The sequence below is a fragment of the Kitasatospora sp. NPDC023385 genome, assembly GCF_055664045.1.
This window is the reverse complement of record NZ_JBVOOL010000009.1, coordinates 243,830-259,648: the sequence shown is the minus strand read 5'-3', so window position 1 is coordinate 259,648 and position 15,819 is coordinate 243,830. Positions and strand designations below refer to the sequence as shown.

General features: G+C 73.1%; 9 protein-coding genes. 8 read left to right on the top strand and 1 reads right to left on the bottom strand.

The window, feature by feature from the left end; genetic code table 11:
• Window positions 1-62 precede the first annotated feature (62 nt).
• The 8 genes from AC0B61_RS17265 (at window position 63) to AC0B61_RS17230 (ending at window position 12,054) form a co-directional block, all read left to right on the top strand.
• Entirely contained in the window at window positions 63-5,009 is a 4,947-nt protein-coding gene (locus AC0B61_RS17265) for an NAD-glutamate dehydrogenase (RefSeq protein WP_471741501.1), read from the top strand.
• A gap of 472 nt (window positions 5,010-5,481) precedes the next feature.
• The gene (locus AC0B61_RS17260; protein ID WP_471741500.1) at window positions 5,482-6,825 is read left to right on the top strand and encodes an ATP-binding protein; all 1,344 of its coding nucleotides are present in this window, start codon (window positions 5,482-5,484) and stop codon (window positions 6,823-6,825) included.
• Window positions 6,822-7,223, top strand: coding sequence for a roadblock/LC7 domain-containing protein (locus tag AC0B61_RS17255; protein ID WP_471741499.1), 402 nt, complete (start codon window positions 6,822-6,824; stop codon window positions 7,221-7,223). Before AC0B61_RS17260 ends, AC0B61_RS17255 begins: the two co-directional genes overlap by 4 nt.
• Window positions 7,220-7,594: a DUF742 domain-containing protein gene (locus AC0B61_RS17250; RefSeq protein ID WP_471741498.1), complete on the top strand. Its 375-nt coding sequence runs from the start codon at window positions 7,220-7,222 to the stop codon at window positions 7,592-7,594. Before AC0B61_RS17255 ends, AC0B61_RS17250 begins: the two co-directional genes overlap by 4 nt.
• Complete coding sequence (locus tag AC0B61_RS17245) at window positions 7,569-8,159, top strand: GTP-binding protein (protein ID WP_471741497.1); 591 nt, start codon at window positions 7,569-7,571, stop codon at window positions 8,157-8,159. The genes AC0B61_RS17250 and AC0B61_RS17245 overlap by 26 nt, the downstream gene beginning before the upstream one ends.
• A 116-nt stretch (window positions 8,160-8,275) precedes the next feature.
• Window positions 8,276-9,673 carry a cytochrome P450 gene (locus AC0B61_RS17240; protein ID WP_471741496.1) on the top strand — a complete coding sequence of 466 codons (1,398 nt, stop codon included), beginning with the start codon at window positions 8,276-8,278 and terminating at the stop codon, window positions 9,671-9,673.
• A 330-nt stretch (window positions 9,674-10,003) separates the two neighbouring features.
• Entirely contained in the window at window positions 10,004-11,137 is a 1,134-nt protein-coding gene (locus AC0B61_RS17235) for a cytochrome P450 (RefSeq protein ID WP_471741528.1), read from the top strand.
• The gene (locus tag AC0B61_RS17230; protein ID WP_471741495.1) at window positions 11,134-12,054 is read left to right on the top strand and encodes an enoyl-CoA hydratase/isomerase family protein; all 921 of its coding nucleotides are present in this window, start codon (window positions 11,134-11,136) and stop codon (window positions 12,052-12,054) included. Before AC0B61_RS17235 ends, AC0B61_RS17230 begins: the two co-directional genes overlap by 4 nt.
• 594 nt (window positions 12,055-12,648) lie before the next feature.
• On the opposite strand, the gene AC0B61_RS17225 is transcribed toward AC0B61_RS17230, so the two are convergent.
• Window positions 12,649-15,507, bottom strand: a complete 2,859-nt coding sequence (locus AC0B61_RS17225) for an FtsK/SpoIIIE domain-containing protein (protein ID WP_471741527.1) — start codon at window positions 15,505-15,507, stop codon at window positions 12,649-12,651.
• Window positions 15,508-15,819 lie beyond the last annotated feature (312 nt).

Below are 15,819 nucleotides of genomic sequence, written 5' to 3'. Positions count from 1 at the left end.
CGTCGGTGTACATCCACACACCACCGAGTCACGCAACGGCGCGCGACAGGAGCCAAGAAGTCATGCAGACCAAGCTGGACGCAGCCAAGGCCGAACTGCTCAGGAAGGCAGCCGCAGCCGCTGAGAACAGCCAGGTGGGGGGAGCGGCGCCGGGGGAAGGTCTGAGCAACGGTGCTCTGACCGCGTACCTGCACCACTACTACCTCCACGCCGCGCCCGAGGACCTGGTCGACCTCGACCCGGTCGACGTCTACGGCGCGGCCGCCTCCCACTACCGCCTGGGCCTCAAGCGCCCCCAGGGCACTGCCGAGGTGCGGGTCCACACCCCCTCGGTCGAGGAGAACGGCTGGTCCTGCGGCCACACCGTGGTCGAGGTCGTCACCGACGACATGCCGTTCCTGGTCGACTCCGTCACCAACGAGCTGTCCCGCCAGGACCGCGCGATCCACCTCGTGATCCACCCCCAGCTGCTCGTCCGCCGTGACATCACCGGCAAACTGCTGGAGATCCTGGACGTCGACGCCTGCTCCCGCAGCCAGGCCGCCGGCACCGAGTGGCCGGCCGACGCGACCGTCGAGTCGTGGATGCACATCGAGATCGACCGCGAGACCGACCGCGACGACCTGCGCAGCATCGAGACCAACCTGCGCCGCGTGCTCGGCGACGTCCGCGAGGTCGTCGAGGACTGGGGCAAGATGCGCGAGAGCGCGCTGCGCCTGGCCGACGAACTCGCCGAGCAGCCCCCGACCGGCCTGCCCGAGCAGGAGGTCGGCGAGGCCTGGGAGCTGATGCGCTGGCTCGCCGACGACCACTTCACCTTCCTCGGCTACCGCGAGTACGACCTCGTCGAGCACGAGGGCGAAGAGGTCCTCAAGGCCGTCGCCGGGACCGGCCTGGGCATCCTGCGCGCCGACCCGCACAGCCACGACGACCGCCACCACTCGGTCAGCGAGGCCTTCGGCCGGCTCTCCGCGCCGGTGCGCGCCAAGGCCCACGAGAAGAAGCTGCTCGTCCTGACCAAGGCCAACAGCCGCTCCACCGTGCACCGAACGGCCTACCTGGACTACGTCGGCGTCAAGAAGTTCAACGCCGCCGGCGAGCCGATCGGCGAGCGCCGCTTCCTCGGCCTGTTCTCCTCGGCCGCCTACACCGAGTCGGTCACCCGCATCCCGGTCGTGCGCCGCAAGGTCCGGGCGGTGCTGGACGAGTCCGGCTTCTCCAGCGAGAGCCACGACGGCCGCGACCTGCTGCAGATCATGGAGACCTTCCCCCGGGACGAGATCTTCCAGACCGCGGCCTCCGAGCTGCTCTCCATCGCCACCAGCGTGCTCTACCTGCAGGAGCGCCGTAAGCTGCGCCTCTTCCTGCGCCAGGACGAGTACGGGCGCTACTTCTCGGCGTTCATCTACCTGCCGCGCGACCGCTACACCACCCGGATCCGGCTGCTGCTCACCGACATCCTCAAGGAAGAGCTGAACGGCGCGACCATCGACTACACGGTGTACGCCACCGAGTCGGTGCTGACCCGCCTGCACTTCGTGGTCCGGGTCGCCCCGGGCACCCCGCTGCCGAAGCTCACCGACACCGACATCGAGCGGATCGAGAACCGCCTGGCCGAGGCCGCCCGGTTCTGGATGGACGGCTTCCACGACCAGCTGCACCTGGAGCTGGGCGAGGAGAAGGCCGCCGAGCTCGGCCACAAGTACGCCAACGCCTTCCCCGACGGCTACCGCGCCGACTTCCCGCCGCGCACCGCCGTCGCCGACATCAAGCAGATCGAGGAGCTGCACGGCGAGGGCGACTTCCGCCTCAACCTGTACCAGCCCGTCGGCGCCGGCGACGACGACCGCCGCTTCAAGATCTACCGGGTCGGCGGCCCGATCTCGCTGACCGAGGTCCTGCCGGTGCTCCAGCGCCTGGGCGTCGAGGTGCTGGACGAGCACCCGTACGCGCTGCGCCGCTCCGACGGCACCACCGCGTGGGTGTACGACTTCGGCCTGAAGCTGCGCGAGGCCACCGAGCTCACCGACGAGGCCCGCGAGCGCTTCCAGAACACCTTCGCGGCCACCTGGACCGGCAAGGCCGAGAACGACGGCTTCAACGAGCTGGTGCTGACCGCCGGGCTGACCTGGCGCCAGGCGATGATGCTCCGCGCGTACGCAAAGTACCTGCGCCAGGCGGGCTCCACGTTCTCCCAGGACTACATGGAGGACGCGCTCCGCAACAACACCCACACCACCCGCCTGCTGGTCAACCTGTTCGAGGCCCGGCTGAGCCCGAGCCACCGTTCGGGCGCCCTGGAGCTGACCGAGGGCATCCTGGAGGAGCTGGCCGGGGCGCTCGACGAGGTCGTCTCGCTGGACGAGGACCGCATCCTGCGCTCCTTCCTGAACCTCATCAAGGCCACCCTGCGGACCAACTTCTTCCAGCGCGCCGGCGACGGCGAGTGGCACTCCTACGTGTCGATGAAGTTCGACCCGAAGGCCGTCCCGGACCTGCCGGCCCCGCGCCCGGCGTTCGAGATCTGGGTCTACTCGCCGCAGGTCGAGGGCGTGCACCTGCGCTTCGGCAAGGTCGCCCGCGGCGGCCTGCGCTGGTCCGACCGGCGCGAGGACTTCCGCACCGAGATCCTGGGCCTGGTCAAGGCGCAGATGGTCAAGAACACCGTCATCGTGCCGGTCGGCGCCAAGGGCGGCTTCGTCGCCAAGCAGCTGCCGGACCCGTCGGTGGACCGCGACGCCTGGCTGACCGAGGGCATCTCCTCGTACAAGACCTTCATCTCGGCGCTGCTGGACATCACCGACAACCTGGTCGGCGGCGAGGTCGTGCACCCGGCCGACGTGGTCCGCCACGACGAGGACGACACCTACCTGGTCGTCGCCGCCGACAAGGGCACCGCGACCTTCTCCGACATCGCCAACGGCGTCGCGGAGTCGTACGGCTTCTGGCTGGGCGACGCGTTCGCCTCCGGCGGCTCGGCCGGCTACGACCACAAGGGCATGGGCATCACCGCCCGCGGCGCCTGGGAGTCGGTCAAGCGCAACTTCCGCGAGCTCGGCGTCGACACCCAGACCGAGGACTTCACCGTCATCGGCATCGGCGACATGTCCGGCGACGTCTTCGGCAACGGCATGCTGCTCAGCGAGCACATCCGCCTGGTCGCCGCCTTCGACCACCGCCACATCTTCCTCGACCCGAACCCGGACGCCGCCACCTCGTACGCCGAGCGCCGCCGCCTCTTCGACCTGCCGCGCAGCTCCTGGGACGACTACGACAAGTCGCTGATCTCGGCCGGCGGCGGGGTGTACCCGCGCTCGGCGAAGGCGATCCAGCTGACCCCGCAGGTCCGGGCCGCCCTCGGCGTCCAGGCGAGCAAGCTGACCCCGGCCGACCTGATGAAGGCGGTCCTGCAGGCGCCGGTCGACCTGTTCTGGAACGGCGGCATCGGCACCTACGTCAAGTCCTCCGCCGAGACCAACGCCGAGGTCGGCGACAAGTCCAACGACGCCATCCGCGTCAACGGCGAGCAGGTCCGGGCCCGGGTCATCGGCGAGGGCGGCAACCTCGGCTGCACCCAGCTGGGCCGCATCGAGTACGCGGCCACCGGCGGCCCGGAGGGCACCGGCGGCTGGATCAACACCGACGCGATCGACAACTCCGCCGGTGTGGACACCTCGGACCACGAGGTCAACATCAAGATCCTGCTCAACCGGGTCGTCACCGAGGGCGACATGACGGTCAAGCAGCGCAACGCCCTGCTGGCCGAGATGACCGACGAGGTCGGCCACCTGGTGCTGCGCAACAACTACGCGCAGAACGTGGTGCTGGCCAACGCCGTCGCCCAGGCGCACAGCATGGTCAACGTCCACGCCCGGATGATCAACCGCTTCGAGGCCGCCGGCCGGCTCGACCGGGGCCTGGAGTTCCTGCCCACCGATCGGCAGATCCGCGAGCGCCAGCAGAACGGCCGCGGGCTCTCCCAGCCCGAGATGTCGGTCCTGCTCGCCTACACCAAGATCATCCTGGCCGACGAGCTGCTCGCCACCGACCTGCCCGACGACCCGTACTTCCGCACCACGCTCCACGAGTACTTCCCGAGCGCACTGCGGACCCGGTTCGCCGACGCGATCGACAACCACGCGCTGCGCCGCGAGATCATCACCACGCTGATCGTCAACGACTCGATCAACCGCGGCGGCTGCACCTTCGCCTTCCGGCTGAAGGAGGAGACCGGCGCGACGTACGAGGAGATCACCCGGACGCACACCGCCGCGCGGGCCGTCTTCGGCCTGGAGGAGATCTGGGGCGAGATCGCGGGCCTGGACAACGAGGTCCCGGCCCGGGTGCAGACCAAGATGCGCCTGCACTCGCGCCGCCTGGTCGAGCGCGCCACCCGATGGATGCTCAACAACCGCCGCCAGCCGCTCGACATCGCCGGCACCATCGCGTTCTTCCACGACCGGGTCAACCAGGTCTGGGGCTCGCTGCCCAAGCCGCTGCGCGGCGAGGACCAGGTCTGGTTCGACTCGGTCTACGGCGAGCTGGCCGCGGCCGGCGTGCCGGAAGGGCTGGCCACCCGGATCGCCGGCCTCTCCTCGGTCTTCCCGACCCTGGACATCACCGAGGTCACCGACCGCTCCGGCAAGGACGTCGCCGAGGTCGCGGAGCTCTACTACGACCTGGGCGACCGGCTGCAGATCTCGCACCTGCTCGACCGCATCATCGAGCTGCCCCGCACCGACCGCTGGTCGTCGATGGCCCGGGCCGCGATCCGCGAGGACCTCTTCGCGGCGCACGCGGCACTGACCGCCGACATCCTGGCCTGCGGCCCCGAGGGCGCCACCCCGGAGGAGCGCTACACCGCCTGGGCGGAGCTCAACGGCACCCTGCTGAACCGCGCCAAGAGCACCCTCGACGACATAAGGGGCTCGGACAACTACGAGCTGTCCAGCCTCTCGGTCGCGATGCGCGTCATCCGCACCCTGCTGCGCAGCGGTTCGATGCGCTGACCGACGGCTCCTTCGGCGGCGGGCCCGTGTCCTCGGACGCGGGCCCGCCGCTTTTGCGTGCGTCGGCGACTTTGCGTACGTCGGCGACTTTGCCTGCGTCGGTGCCCTCTGCAGGCCGGGCGGGAAAGGGATTGAATTCGGAGGGTGACGAATTGGTCACATTGCGCGCGGACTCCGGCGGGGCCGGTAGGCGTCGCTGGGGTTAACGACCCGTCACGAACTCCGCCAATTCCCGACAGAGTTCCTGACGGGTCGTGGAATTTCGCCCCAACTGCCCTTTTTGGTGGCTGTTCTGACGGGGCAGGAGTTGCAGTAGGCTGACCCCGCGATAGGCGTTGCCCCAGGTCTCGCGCCGGAGAGCACCGCGATGCGATGAGCATCAGGGGCCCTTTCGGAGAGGCTCGGGCTGCCAGTCCCGTTCGCGCACGGGAGCCCGGACCGGCTCCGCGCGATGCCACCTGAAGAGAGTTTCATGACGACATTTGTGCAGGAACCCTTTTTCTGGGTCTTCATCGTGGTGATGCTCGCAGCCGTCGGAGCGGCCGTCCAAGCCCGTAGGACGAACCTCGCCCTGCGGCGGCGCAATGCCTCCCTCGAGGAGGCGGCCGCCCTGGCGCAGCGGCAGCGCGACGAGGTCGCCGCCCAGCACGACCGCCTGCGGGGTCGGCACGCCGCCGAGCTGACGGACGTCCGTCGGGACGCCGAGGAGGACACCAAGGCCGTCCTCAAGGCGGCGATGCGCACGCTGCAGGGCCTGGCCGACGAGCAGCAGGTCGTCATCGAGAAGGTACAGCGCAAGTACGGCGACAGCCCGCAGATCCTGGCCGACCTGATGACCGTCGACCACACCAACAGCCAGTTCGGCCGACGCGCCCAGGGCATCGCGGTGCTCTGCGGCGGCTGGCTGGGGCGCCGGGAGAGCGTCGCCTCCGTCTTCGACGTGGCCCGCAGCGCCCAGGGCCGGATCCGGCACTTCGACCGGGTGCGGATCCACTCCCGGGTCAGCGTCTCGCTCGTCAGCAAGGTCGTCGAGCCGGTCGCCGTCGTGCTGTCCGAGCTGCTCGCCAACGCGACCAACTACTCCGCCCCCGACACCCCGGTGGAGGTCAGCGTCCAGGCCGTCCCCACCGGCGTCTGCCTGATCGTCGACGACGCCGGCCTCGGCATGGGCCAGGAGGAGAAGGACCGCGCGGCGGCGCTCCTGAACCCGGGCGCGCCGATCAGCCTGACCAGCCTGGGCAACCCCCCCAAGTTCGGCTTCGCGGTCTCCGGCCTGCTGGCCGCCCGCTACGGCTTCCGGGTCTCCGTCGACTCGGTCTCCCCGTACGGGGGCGTGCGCGCCGTGGTGCTGCTGCCCGCCGAACTGCTCAGCAGCGAGGTCGCAGCCCCTGCCCCGGCCGTCACCGGGCAGGCCGACTACCGGTCCGACTACCGCCCGGAGCCGGCCGAGCAGCCCGCACAGGCCTGGCCGCAAGCCCCCGGCCAGCGGCTGGTGTCGCTGGCCGAACCGGCGGCGCCCCTGGCCCCGGTGCCGGCGCCGCCGGCCGCGACGGCGTCGGCCGAGATGACCGCCGACGGGCAGCTGCCCCGACGCCGCCGCCAGCGCCCCGTGTCGGTCGTCCCCGCGCCGCGGCCCGACCAGGCTCAGGAGCCCGGCTGGCCCGAGGACTCCGGCTGGGCCGAGGAGCCCGACCGGGCCGAGGAGCCCCCGGCGCGCGGCAGCGGCCGGCAGACGCCGTCCCGCCTCGGTGCGTTCCAGCGCGGCACGCTGTCCGGGCGCACCACCATGACCACGGAAGGAACCGAGATCCAGTGAGCCGTGATCTTTCCTGGGTGCTCAACGACGTACTCCAGGTACCCGGCGCCCGGCACGCCATCCTCGTCTCCGCCGACGGCCTCCTGCTCGAACGGTCCAGCGAGATAGGCCGTGACGACGCGGAGACCAACGCCGCCGCGATGAGCTCGATGCAGTCGCTGAGCCGAGCCGTCGCCCCGTTCGTCGGCGGGGGCGTCGGGGCCTGGCGACAGACCCTCCTGGAGTACGACCACGGCTGGATCTTCCTGATCGCGGCCGGCAGCGGTGCGTACCTGGCGGCCTCCACCGCCCCCGACGTCGACATGGAGGCGATGTCCTTCCGGATGCAGCAGCAGGTCGGCGCACTCGGGCGGGCGATGTCGGCGGCGCCTCGCCAGAGCACGCTCAGCGGCTCATGACCGCGGGCGGCGAGGAACAGCAGGTCAGCGGGGGCTTCATCCGCTCCTACGTCATCACCGGCGGGCGCGACTTACCGAGTGCGGACGACCTGTCTCTGATCACCTTGGTCACCGTCGCGCCCGAGCAGGAGCTCCCCGCCCTGCCGAGCCCGGAGACCCGGGCGATCTGGGAGCTGTGCTCCGGCGGCTACCTCTCGGTGGCCGAGGTCGCGGCGCGGCTGGAGCTTCCGGTGGGGGTCGTGAGGCTGCTGCTGACGGACCTGATCCGGGACGGACGGCTGCTGCGCCGGTCGGCCCCGGCCCCGGCCCAGGCTCCGGATCCGAGACTTCTAGAGAAGGTGCTGCATGGACTTCAACGCCGGTTCGCCTGAGGACATCTACGTCCCGGGCGCGGTGACGACCGCCGTCAAGATCCTGGTCGTGGGGCACTTCGCGGTCGGCAAGACCACGCTCATCGGGGCGCTGTCGGAGATCGCCCCGCTGAGCACCGAGGAGAGCATGACGCAGGCGTCCATCCGCGTCGACGACCTCCGCGGCGTACCGGACAAGAAGACCACGACCGTCGCCCTGGACTTCGGCCGGCTGACGCTCGGCGACGACCTGGTGCTGTACCTGTTCGGCACGCCGGGGCAGCAGCGGTTCATGCAGCTCTGGGAGGACATGGCGAGGGGGGCACTGGGCGCGCTGCTGCTGGCCGACCCGACCCGCCTCGCCGACACCTTCCCGGTCATCGACCTGATCGAGCAGTACGGCCTGGAGTACGCCGTGGCGGTCAACAGCTTCGACCGGCAGAGCGACTACACCGAGGACCAGCTGCGCGAGGCCCTCGACCTGCTGCCGCACACCCCGGTGGTGTTCTGCGACGCGCGGGACCAGCGCTCCTCGGCGAACGCCCTGCTGACGCTCGTCCGGCACCTGCTCGCCCGCGCCTCCTGAGCTCCTGAACTCCCGCGCCTCCTGATCTCCCGCGCCCCCCGCGCCTCCCCCACGCCCCCCTTCCCCGAACCCTCCCGGGTCCGCACCCGCCCGGGGCCACCTCCAAGGAACGACCCATGGATTCTCCGCAGCGCCCCGCCCCGCAGCCGGCCCCGCCGGGCTGCCCGATGCACGTCGGCGTGAGCACACCGCTCTACGGGGAGATGTTCTCGGCCGACCCCGGCGCGGTCTACGACAAGCTGCGCGCCCACGGTCCCGCCGCGCCGGTGGAGCTGGCCCCGGGCGTGGACGCCACCCTGGTCACCTCGCACGAGGCCGCGCGGCGGGTGCTCCAGAACCCCGGGATGTTCGCCCGGGACTCGCGGCGCTGGGCGGCGCTGAACGAGGGCCGGGTGCCGATGGACAGCCCCGTCCTGCCGATGATGTTCTACCGGCCCAACTGCCTCTTCACGGACGGCGCCGAACACCTGCGGCTGCGCAAGGCCGTCACCGAGAGCCTGGAGCGGCTCAACGACAACCGGCTCAACCGGCACGTCGAGCGGATCGCCGGCTACCTGATCGACCAGTTCAGCCCGCTGGGCCGGGCCGACCTGCTCAACGACTACGCCAAGCTGCTGCCGCTGCTGCTGTTCAACCAGCTCTTCGGCTGCCCCGCCGACATCGGCGACCGGCTGACCCGCAGCATGTCCTCGCTCTTCGACGGCCTCGACGTCATCCAGGCCAACGAGGACCTGACCTCCTGCCTGATGGACCTGGTCGCGCTGAAGCGCCGCCAGCCCGGCGACGACATCACCTCCTGGCTCATCCAGCACCCGGCCGGCCTGCGGGACGAGGAGCTCAAGGACCAGCTGGTCATGCTGATGGGCGCCGGAGTCGAGCCCGAACGCAACCTGATAGGCAACGCCCTGCTCCTGATGCTGTCCGGCGAGGGCGGCCCCGGGCTGCGCATCGAGGAAGCCCTCGACGACGTGCTGTGGAACAACCCGCCGATCGCCAACTACGCGACGCACTACCCCATGCAGGACCTCAATCTGGGCGGCGTCCCGATGGACGCGGGCAGCCCCGTGGTGATCAGCTTCGCCGCCGCCAACAGCGACCCCGCGCTGACCGACGCCCGGCTGACCCTCAGCAAGGGGGCCCACCTGGCCTGGGGCGCGGGACCGCACGCCTGCCCGGCCAAGTCCCCGGCCCAGCTGATCGCCCTGAGCGCGATCGAGTGCCTGCTCAACGCGCTCCCCGACGTCACGCTCGCGGTGCCCGCGGAGAGCGTGGAGTGGCGGCCGGGCCCGTTCCAGCGCGGCCTGGTCTCGCTGCCGGTGCGGTTCAGCCCGGTGGCCGCCCGCACCACCGCGCCGGCCGCGAGCGCGGACACCGCGCCGGCCGGGGCGTCCGACCGGTCGCCGGCCGGCTCCGAGACCGCGCAGGCGTACCCGCAGGCCACCGCCCCAGCGTCCGGCCGGGCCCCGCAGAAGAAGGGGTGGTGGAGCTCGTTCCTGGACGTGTTCCGGCTCTGAGCGGGCCCGGGGCTCCCGGGCCGACGGGCCGACAGGCCGTCGGAAGCCGCTCGGTCACCGCGAGGTGAACGGCGCGCGACGGCCGTGCGGTACGTGACGGGGGAAACACGGATCGACGCTTGAGCGCGCTGGTGTTGGGTAGGTCGCCGCCGTACTGCCCGCCCGCGCGTTGAGGAGCCCCGTGTGACCGCCATGTTGGAAGCCCGCCCCGCGGATTCGGAGAGCCCAGGCGGAGAGGTCGACCGCCGCGCGGCCGTACCGCTCCTGCGGAGGCTGCGGTCGGCCGAAGGACTCGCCGACCCGAGCCCGGTCTACGACGAGCTGAGGGCCCTGGGCGACCTCGTCCCGGCGCCCTGGGGCGGCTACCTGGTCACCGGCTACGACGCGTGCGACCAGGTCCTGCGCGGCAGGACCTGGCTCGTCCCCGACCTCGCCTGGCAGGCGCGGCAGACCGGGACGGAGCGCTGGGAGGCCGTCGCCACCCAGGAGATGAGCCGGACCCTCTCCCGGCTCAACGCGCCCGAGCACACCAGGCAGCGGCGCAGCCTCGGCAACCTCTTCGACCGCAACACCCTTCGGGACCTGACGCCGCACATCGAGGACGACGTCACCGGGCTGCTCGACCGCCTGGCCGAGCGAATACGGACGGACGGCGAGGCCGACCTCGCGGCCACGGTCAGCGAGCAGCTGCCGATCGGCACCGTCGGGCGCTGGCTGGGCCTCGCGCCGGAGGACTACCCGCACATCCTGACGATGACCCACAACCAGGTGCACGCCCAGGAACTGCTGCCCACCAAGAGCCAGTTGGCGATATCGGAGCAGGCCACCAAGGACCTGCGCCGGTACTTCACCCGCCTCGTCAGGGAGCGCCGCGACCGCGACGGCGACGACGTGATCGCCGGCTGGATCCGCACCTGGGACGCGCTGGAGTCCGACCGCGAGGCCACCGACCGGATGGTCTACCAGCTCACCATGTTCGTCACCATCGCCTCACTGGAGACCACCGCGACGATGCTCTCCTCGCTGGTGTGGTCGCTGCTGCGCTCGCCCGGCCGGTGGGAGTGGCTGAGGGAGCGGCCGGAGCACATCGACGCGGCGATCGACGAGTCGCTGCGCCACGACCCGCCGATCCGGGTCAACAGCCGCGTCGCGGGCGAGGACACCGAGCTGGCCGGGGTGTTCCTCCCCAAGGACACCGTGGTCCACGTGATGTACGGCGCGGCCAACCGCGATCCGCGCCGCAACCCGGACCCGCACACCTTCGACGTGCTCCGCCGGGGCAGCCACCTCACCTTCGGGGGCGGCGCCCACTACTGCCTCGGCGCCGGCCTGGCCAGGCTGGAGGCCCGCGCCCTGCTCGGCCAACTGCTGCGGCGCTTCCCGACGCTGCGGGCGGCGAGCCCGCCCGAGTACGCACCCCGGATGGTCTTCCACCGGGTGACGTCCCTGAGAGTGGCCGCATGAACGTTTCACCGCAGGCACAGCAGATCCAGCAGGCGCCGCAGATCCCGCAAGTGCCGCAGTACCCGCCGCACGTGACGCAGCCGACGTACCTCCCGCACCCGTACACCGAGCCCGCTGCCGGTCCCGCTGTCGAGCCCGCTCCGGTGGCGGCCCGTACGGTGCGTGCCGAGCGCCGGGGCCCGGTGCTGCACGTGGAGCTGGACAGCCCGGCGACCGGGAACGCCGTCACCGTGGCCATGCTGGACGAACTCCTCGCCGTCCTGGCCGTGCCCGACCCGGCCGTGCGGGTGATCGTGCTGTCCGGGGCCGGCCGGGACTTCTGCCTCGGCGGCGACCGCGAGGCGCTCACCACGGGGCTCGACGAGGACCCGACCGGCGGCGGCATACGCAGCTACGGGGACAAGGCCCGGCGGGTCTGCGAGGCCCTCGCCGCCGGCCCCGCCGTGACCGTCGCCCGGGTCCAGGGCCGGGCGACCGGTGCCGGCTTCGCCCTCGCGCTGGCCTGCGACCTGCGGGTCGGCGCCGACAACGCCGTCTTCCGGCTGCCCGAGCTGGCCCTGGGCGTGCCCGTCGCCTGGGGCGGCCTGCTGCCCCGCCTGATCCACGAGGTCGGCGCCGCCCGGGTCCGCGAGATCATCCTCACCGGCCGTCCGGTCGGCGCGGTGGAGGCGCGGGAGCTCGCCATCCTGCAGCGCGTCGTCGCCGAGCAGGACCTGGACGGGGCGGTCGCCGAGTGGGTCAGGCCGGTCGTCCGGCGACCCGAGGCCGCGCTGCGGGTCACCAAGACGCTGCTCGCCTCCCACGCGGCGGCGACCCGGCTGGCCGACGCCTCCGTGCTCGACTCCGAGCTGATGGCCTCGGTCCTCGCCGCCGCCCACTACACCCGCGGCCTCGCCGACCGGCCCCAGGCCCACTGACCGGCCCGTGCCGCAGCCGCACGCCGCTTTCCGTCCGCCGCTTTCCGTCCGCCGTTCCGGGGAGCGGCGGACGGTCGCCGGGATGGCCGTGGTGAACCGCGACATCAAGTGCGCCTGACCGTCCGGGCGTTCCGCCGGGGCCGCACGCGGTGATCAGCCGCCGAGTGCCACCGCGGGTGGCCCGAGCCGCCCGCGCAGGGCTGCGCGGGCACGGGCAGCGCCGGCGGAAGTGACGGATGCCGCGGTGCCGACGGAGACGGCTCTCGTGCCGAGGCCCGCGCAGGCGCGGCAGATGCCCGGCCGGGGCACCGGGTCGTGGCCGCGGCCGCATTCGGCGTCACCACCGCCGGGGTCTCCTATGTTCTGTTGATGATGCGGAAAGTGGCACGTCGGCTACGCAGAGTGTGAACCGTTTGCGAAAGGTCGGAATCGGCGACGGGGCGCCGCTTCACCTCTCCACCGGAAAACCGACCCGCGCCCGTAGCGCCTGGCCGGCTTCCTGCGCGGGGCGTCGGGCCGGCAGCGGCGTGCATGCTGCTCGGCCGTGGTTCCGGTGGCCCCGGCCGACCCTGACCGGGGGCCTCGTGGCCGGTGTCAGCGGGCGGCGGCGCGTTGGAGGGCGCTGGCGAGGAGGGCGAGGTCGGTGGGGCCGTTGCCGAGTTCGCGGACCGGGCGGCGGGCGGGCGGGGCGCCGAGCTGGAGGGGGTCTATCGCGACCACGGTCGGGCGCAGGGTGGCGGTGCGCGGGATCCGGCCGCTGATCCGGGCGGTCTGGAAGGCGGTGACGCCGCCGTCCGGCAGCCGCAGGTAGCCGCGGCCGGGGGTGTCCTCGGGGAGGGCGGCCGCGTCGCCGAGGTGGATCAGCAGGTCGGAGTCGGCGGGGTCGTCGGTGCGCAGGGCGATCCGGAGCAGGGCGGCCTCGTCGACCTCGGTGCCGGCGCTGTCCTCCGGGCGGCCGGTGGCGACGGCAAGGTGGATGCCGAGCGGCCCGCCGCGGCGGGCGATGGCGGCCAGGGCGCGGGCGAGTGGGCGGCCGGCGGGGGAGGTGGGGGAGAGCAGGGCGTCGTAGTCGTCGACGACGACGACCAGCCGGGCCGGGACGGGCGTGGCGGGGGCGGCGGGCGTCGGGGCGGGCCGGGGGCCCTCGCCGTTGCGTGGCGCGATGATGCGGGCGGGCGGCGCGCTCGGGGTGGACGGGGCTCCCACGGTGGCGGGTACCGGTACGGCGTCCGCGCCCTCGCGGTGGAGGCTGCGCTGCGCGCCGAGGCCGTGCTGGTCGTCCAGTATGCGCGTGGCGTGCCAGGAGGCGAAGTCGAGGCCGTCGAACAGCCGCTCCCGCAGGGCGAGTTCGTCATCCAGTGCCTCGGCCGCGAGCAGGGCGGCGCGGGGGTCGGCGGCGGCGTTGACCAGGCCGGTGACGTGCGGCAGTTCGGTGCAGCCGTCCAGGCCGTCTTCGGTGGGCCGGCCCTCGATGAGGGTGACGGCCAGCAGCTCGGGGCGTTCGGAGACGGCGAGTGAGGCGACCAGGGTGCGCAGCAGTTCGGTCTTGCCGGAGCCGCGGGCGCCGCCGATCAGCAGGTGCGGGCCGCCCGGATCGGGGGAGGGGAGGGACAGTTCGGGGTCGGCCAGGTCGAGCGTGCACAGTTCGTCCCGGGTGGTGCCGAGCAGTGCGGTGGCGGCCCCGATGCCGCCCGCGTGGGCGGCCCAGCGGGCGGACAGCTTGGCCGGGGTGACGGTGTCGAGCTGCAGGAGGTCGAGCAGGCGCAGCGCGTCGGGCAGGGGGCCGCGGGCGGCGGGGGCGGCCTCGTGCAGCGGGGCGAGGAGGCGGGCCAGCCGTTCGGCCCAGGCGTCGGAGACGGCGTCCAGGGAGACTTCGTGCAGGGTCTCGCGGCCGCGGGCGACCGGGCGGTCGAGGGACAGCTGGGTGCCGACCTCGCCGGTGATCAGGGCGGTGGCGCCGAGGCCCCGGGGGAGCAGTTCGGGCTGTTCGGCGAGGCAGATCGGGAAGATGCCGACCGCCGGGCCCTGGCGCAGCAGAAGGTCGAGGGCCTGCCGGGCGGTCTCGGTGGCCGGGCGGCCGTCGACGACGACCACGGTGGCGGGGTGGCCGCCGAGGCCGCTGGGGCCGCTGAGCCGGGCGGTGAGTTCGGTGAGCCGGGCGGTGGCCTGTTCGTCGTCCAGGCCGACCAGCAGGCGGCAGTCCTGGCCGTCGACGGGGCGCAGGTGGGGCAGCCACAGGGACCAGGCCCAGGTGTCGACGCGCTCCTCGGGGCTGCGGGCCGGGTCGGCGTCGACCACGACGAGGCTGAGCCCGGTGGGCGGGTGCAGTGCGGCGAGTTGGGCGACGACGGCGCGGGTGAGGGAGTCCAGGCGTTCGCGCGGGCCGCTGAGGCCGAGGCTGCCGGCGGTCTGCAGGTCGAGGGTGACGGGGACGGCGGGCAGGGTCGCGCCGGGCGTGGTGCCGGGGCCGCCGGGGCGGTCGGCGGTGCCGAGGCGCAGGGTGAGCGCGTCGGGGTGGCCGGGGCCGCGCTCCCACAGGCGGGGGCCGGGGCCGACGGCGTTGAGCAGCAGGGTGGCGAGGTCGGGCCAGCGTTCGCGCTGGGCGGCGGCCTGTCGCAGCCGTACCGCGGCGTGGTGGCGCTCGGCGCTCTCCTGGCCGGGTGGTTCGGCGGCGCGGCCGGGCAGCAGGGAGAACAGGCCGCGGCCCCGGCCGGGCGCGGGTTCGGCGGCGGCGGGGGGTTCGGTCGGCGGTGGCGCGGGCCGGACGGGGCCGGGGGCGGCGAGCTGGAGGTGGCCGTGGCCGTCGGGCAGGGCGGCGCGGGCGGGGCCGGTGGCGGCGGTCGGGTCGGGGGCGGTCACCTGCAGGGTGGACTCGCCGATCCGCAGCAGGGCGCCGGGTTCCAGGGGGACGGCGGCCCCGGGCGGGCCGGGCGGGACGAGCCGGCCGTCCAGGGCGGTGCCGTTGGTGGAGCCGAGGTCGCGGGCGGAGATCCGGCCGTCGTCGGCGAGGTGCAGGGCGAGGTGGAGCCGGGAGACGTCCGGGTCGTCGAGCGGGACGTCGGCTTCGCCGGAGCGGCCGATCCGGATCTCCCGGCCGTGCAGCCGGTGCACGCCGCCGGCGTCCGGGCCGCCGATGACGCGCAGTTCGGCGGCGGGGGCGTCGTCGGAGTCGTCGGCGGTCGGGTCGGGCTCGTTGAGGCTGAGGACGGCTCCGTCGAGCAGCGGGGGGTGGCCGAGCAGGGTGTGTTCGTCGACCCGGTGCGCTCCGGCGTACAGGTGCACATGGGTGGCGGCTCGCGGCCCGCGCACGCCCACGGCGCCCGCGAGGGCGCCCGCGATGGCGCCGAGCGCGGTGCCGACGGGCGCGGTGACCAGCACGTCGACGTAGGGGATGGCGGAGCCGGCGGCGGTCGGGCCGCTGCGCGGTCGGAGGACGGTCAGCCGGATCTGCATCTCGCCCGCGGGTCCCTTCTGCTGATGTGGAGCCTGGTACCGCTGCCCGGCGCCGTCGTGGACGCACCGGGCGGCCGCGGCGGCCCCGTTGGGCCACACGAGTGGCGAGTGTCCATCCTGCCATCAGGCACGGACGGTCCGCGCACGGTACCGGATTTGACGATCTTGCGATCATCGCCATGGTGGAGGCGACGAAGGGTCAGGTCAATCGCCGCCCCGACGACCCCCGAGCAGGCCCGGCGACCTGCTCCGGGGCCTCCCCGGGAGACCCCGTCGGGGACTCCCTCGAGGACTGCCCCGGGAGCCGTCCCC